Annotated in this window: 3 protein-coding genes; all 3 read left to right on the top strand. The window is 70.4% G+C overall.

Translation table 11 applies throughout. From position 1 onward, the window contains the following. Window positions 1–2,056: non-ribosomal peptide synthetase (locus AOK24_RS15210; protein WP_159051878.1), on the top strand; the 2,056-nt coding region annotated here is incomplete at its 5' end. 41 nt (window positions 2,057–2,097) lie between these two features. Beyond that, complete coding sequence (locus AOK24_RS15205) at window positions 2,098–3,231, top strand: adenine nucleotide alpha hydrolase family protein (RefSeq protein ID WP_055720605.1); 1,134 nt, start codon at window positions 2,098–2,100, stop codon at window positions 3,229–3,231. A gap of 22 nt (window positions 3,232–3,253) precedes the next feature. After that, the coding region (locus AOK24_RS15200; protein WP_167376840.1) for a type I polyketide synthase at window positions 3,254–4,532 on the top strand (1,279 nt) is incomplete at its 3' end.

Below are 4,532 nucleotides of genomic sequence, written 5' to 3'. Positions count from 1 at the left end.
CCCCCACACCACGCTCCCCGTCGCCGTCCTCCTCCAAGGCGCCGCCTCCACGGCGGACGACCGCCCCCTGACCGTCCACATCGACCCCACCGGCACCGTCCGTTTCGAGGCCCGCACCCACGCCCCTTGGCTCACCGACCGCTACGCCCTGTTCCTCGACGGCATCGCCGCCGACCCCCAACGCCCCCTGGCCACCGTCCCGTTGCTCACCGACGAGGAGCACCACCTCGTCCACGGCAAGTGGAACGACACCGACGAGGAGTACCCCCGCCGCGCGACGGTCACCTCCCTCATCGGCAACCTGGCCGACGCCTCCCCGGACGCCGTGGCCGTCCGCTTCGAGGGCCGGGAGCTGACGTACGGCGAACTGGACGACGCGACGGGCAGGTTGGCCCACCACCTCACCGAACTCGGCGCCGGACCGGGCCGTTTGGTGGGCGTGTTCCTGGAGCGGTCCCCGGAGTTGTTGATCAGCCTCCTCGCCGTGCTCCGCTCGGGAGCGGCGTACGTTCCGGTCGACCCGATCTACCCGCCCGCCCGTATCGGCCACATGCTGAAGGACTCCGGGGCCGAACTGGTCCTCACGGACGCGGCGTTGGGCGGGGTGCTCGCGGACTTCCCGGTCGAGCCGGTCGTGGTGGCCGAAGCCCTCGCGGGGGCGCGGGCGGCCCACGTCGACCACTCCGACCCGGACTCCCCCGCGTACGTGATCTACACGTCGGGCTCGACCGGCCTGCCGAAGGGCGTCCAGGTCGGCCACCGTGCGCTGGTCAACTTCCTGTGGACGATGGCCCGCAGGCCCGGTTTCGGCGCCGGTGACTCGCTGCTCGCGGTGACCACGGTCTGCTTCGACATCGCGGGCCTTGAGCTGTACCTGCCGCTGGTGCGGGGCGGCACGGTCGAGATCCTGCCCGCTGCGGTCGCCGCCGACGGTGTCGCCCTGCGCGAGCGCGTCGAGCAGGCGTCCCCGACCGTCCTCCAGGCCACCCCCACGACCTGGCAGATGCTGCTGGCGGCGGGCTGGCGGGGCGACCCGGCACTGAGGGCCCTGTGCGGCGGCGAGCCCCTCCCCGCCGAACTCGCAGGCACCCTCGCCCCGTTGGTGGCCGACCTGTTCAACATGTACGGCCCCACGGAGACCACCATCTGGTCGACCGTCGACCGCGTGGAACCCGGCGCCGAGGTCACCATCGGCCGCCCCATCGGCAACACCCGCGCCCACGTCCTGGACGAGCGCGGCACCCCCGTACCCCCCGGTGTCCCCGGCGAACTCCTGCTGTCCGGCGACGGGGTGGCCGACGGCTACCTGCACCGCCCGGAGCTGACCGCCGACCGCTTCGTCCCGGCGCCCGAGGGCTCCACCGGCCGCGCGTACCGCACCGGCGACCTGGTCCGCCATCTCCCCGACGGCCGTCTCGAATACCTGGAGCGCGTCGACGGCCTGGTGAAGCTGAACGGCTACCGGATCGAACTCGGCGAGGTCGAGTCGGCGCTGCGTCAACTCCCGGGCGTCCAGGCGGCGGTGGCTATCGTCCGCGAGGACCGGCCGGGCGAGCGCAGGCTCACCGGGTACGTGACCGGCGTACCCGACGGCGCCGCCCTGCGCCCCGCGCTCGCCGAGCGGCTCCCGGCGTACATGGTCCCGTCGGCCGTCGTCGCCCTGCCGAGGCTGCCGCTCACGCCGAACGGCAAGGTCGACCGCAAGGCGCTCCCGCGCCCCAACAGCGTCAGCGGATCAACTGCGCCCGCCCGTACCGACCTTGAGCGCCGTATCGCCGAGGTCTGGTGCGCGGTGCTCGGTCTCGAACGGGTCGGCGCCGAGGACAACTTCTTCGACGCGGGCGGGGATTCGCTGCGGCTGACGTCGGTGGTGGCGGCGCTGCGGGAGCGGCTCGGGCTGAGCGTCACCCGGCTCGACATGTTCGGCCATCCGACGGTGCGGGCGATGGCGGCCCACGTCTCCGGCGGCGCGGGGCCGGCTCCGGCGAGGCCCCGGCGTACGCGGGACGTGTCGGCGCTGGCCGGCCGCCGCGACCGTACGCGGCGACGCCCATGACCACCATGCCCACCCATTCACCTGCTGTCCCAGGGAGTTCCGTGTCCAGTTGCCAGGTCTGCTCGCTCAAGGGCGACCACCCGGGAATCACGCTCGACGACCAGGGGGTGTGCAATCTGTGCAACCTGGATTTCGCCGAGGATCTGCTCGTCAACTACCGCTACACGAGTGAGGTGTTCGCCGAGTTCCAGCAGGCGCCGGCCGCGAGCGGGGAGTACGACTGCCTGTTCATGTACAGCGGCGGCAAGGACAGCACGTACATGCTGGACAAGTTCGTCAACGACTACGGCAAGCGGGTGCTGGCGTTCACGTTCGACGTGCCGTTCGAGAGTGTGCACGCGGCGCAGAACATCGCGCTGGCCCGGGAGAAGATCCCGGCGACGTTCGTGCTGGACGCGGACGACGACAACATCAAGCTGATGATGCGCGAGGTCTTCAACCGGCCGGTGCCCAAGTCGCCGGGGAAGTACCTGGACGAGAAGCTGCCGTGCGTCTCGTGCCGGACGTTCTTCGTGCTGCGGGCGATCCTGATGGCGTACGAGCGGAAGATCCCGTACATCGCGCTGTGCGCGGACCCGCAGCAGATCCTGACGATGGAGTCGAACGTCCGTGAGGTGGTGCGCGGGTTCTACAAGACGTTCGGGGAGCGGCTGACGGACACCCTGTTCGCGGGCCGGCTTGAGGAGTTGCTGTTCGACGACGACGAGAACCTGCCGAAGATCGTGTTCCCGTTCATCGCGATGCGCCACGAGTACGACCCGGACCGGATCGTCGAGGAGCTGCGGGCGAAGGGGCTCTACGCGTCGTCGCCGATGGAGACTCACTGCACGCTGTTCCCGCTGCTGAACTACTACTCGTTCAGCAATTTCGACTGCATGTTCTACAAGCTGAACGCGGCGAGCCATGTCCGGTCTGTGAAGCGGAACGCGTCGTACGACCGGAACACGTTCAGCATCAAGTTCCCGCGTTCGCTGGACCTCGCCGATGTGGAGGCGCGGATGGGCGGGGTCGTGAAGGCGATCGCGGCGGGTGAGGGGGACGCGGCCGAGCACGAGCGGACCCTGATCGACCTGTTCCAGCGGATGGACGCGGGCGAGGACGCCGCCCGGTTCGTCGCGCGCAGCTTCCTCGACATGCGTTCCGTCGCCGCCGACCTCGGCATCCGCCTCAGCTGAGACCCGCAGGAGAGCCATCACCATGACCGTTTCCGATTCCGACATCGCCATCATCGGGATGGCGTGCCGCTTTCCGGGCGCCGACTCCGTCGACCGGTTCTGGGAGGTCCTCAGCGAGGGCCGCGAGACCCTGACCCGTTACACGGACGAGGAGCTGACCGCCGCCGGGGTCCCGGCGGACCGGCTCGCGGACCCCCGGTACGTCAAGGCCGCGCAGACCATCGCGGGTACGGACCTCTTCGACTCGGAGCTGTTCCGGTTCACGCACGACGAGGCGGAGATCCTCGACCCGCAGCACCGGGTGTTCCTGGAGTGCGCGCTGGAGGCGCTGGAGCGTTCGGGGTACGACCCGCAGCGCACGGACGCGCAGATCGGCGTGTACGCGGGCGCCGGCATGAACACGTACCTGCTGCACAACCTGGGCGACCGCTACCGGGGCGCGTCCTCGGTGGACCGGTACCGGCTGATGCTCGCCAACGACAAGGACTTCCTGTCGACGCGGGTCTCGTACAAACTCGGCCTGACCGGCCCCAGCGTCAACATCTCCACCGCCTGCTCGACGTCCCTGGTGTCGGTGCACACGGCGTGCCTGGCGCTGCTGGGCGGGGAGTGCGACATGGCGCTCGTCGGGGCGGTGCACCTCAATCCGCCCGGTGAGGGGTACCAGTACCAGGAGGGCATGATCTTCTCGCCCGACGGGCACTGCCGGGCCTTCGACGCCCAGGCGCGGGGCACCGTCATCGGGAGCGGCGCCGGGGCCGTCGTACTGAAGCGGCTCAAGGAGGCGCTGGCCGACGGGGACTGGATCCACGCGGTCATCAAGGGGTCCGCGATCAACAACGACGGTTCGGCGAAGACCGGTTACACCGCGCCGAGCATCTCGGGGCAGGCGGCGGTCATCGCGGACGCGCACGAGGTCGCCGACGTCGAGCCGGACACGATCGGGTACGTCGAGGCGCACGGTACGGGGACCCCGCTGGGCGATCCGATCGAGGTTGCGGCGCTGACCGAGGCGTTCCGGCACGGCACCGAGCGGACCGGGTACTGCGCGCTGGGGTCGGTCAAGACGAACGTCGGGCACCTGGACACGGCCGCGGGCATGGCCGGGCTGATCAAAACAGCCCTGATGCTGGAGCACCGGACCCTCGTACCGAGCCTCCATTTCACCGCCCCGAACCCGGACATCGACTTCGCCTCCAGCCCGTTCTTCGTCAACACGGCGCACACGGAGTGGCCGTCCGCCGATGGGCCTCGCCGGGCGGGCGTCAGCTCGTTCGGCATCGGCGGGACGAACGCGCACG

The organism is Streptomyces niveiscabiei (assembly GCF_001419795.1).
GTDB classification, from domain to species: domain Bacteria; phylum Actinomycetota; class Actinomycetes; order Streptomycetales; family Streptomycetaceae; genus Streptomyces; species Streptomyces niveiscabiei.
The sequence above is the reverse complement of the archived record's forward strand: the minus strand, read 5'-3'. Positions and strand labels throughout refer to the sequence as shown.